This is a genomic window from Pseudomonas sp. AC463 (genome assembly GCF_979253585.1).
Genome location: NZ_CEEDDZ010000979.1, coordinates 1 through 248 on the forward strand (window position 1 = coordinate 1; position 248 = coordinate 248).

General features: G+C 62.5%; 1 protein-coding gene. It reads left to right on the plus strand.

Annotation, left to right across the window (positions count from 1 at the left end; all coding sequences use genetic code 11):
* A partial coding sequence (locus tag AC0IYH_RS33150) for a GMC family oxidoreductase N-terminal domain-containing protein (protein ID WP_471838641.1) occupies nucleotides 1–248 on the plus strand: 248 nt, incomplete at both ends.

Genomic DNA, 248 nt, shown 5'->3' on the forward strand with positions numbered 1-248 from the left:
GTCCAGGGTTTATATCCGCGCAGCGGAGCAGTTGGGCCTGCGTCAAAACGACGATTTCAATGGCGGTACCCTGGAGGGCGTGGGTATCTACAACGTGACCCAGAAGAACGCCAAGCGCCTGTCCAGCTATCGGGCCTTCGTCCATCCGGTGCGTGAACGCAGTAACCTCACTGTGCTCACGGGCTGCCAGGTGGAGCGGCTGATCCTCGAGGGCGACCGCGTCACCGGCGTAGAGCTACAGCAGGGCG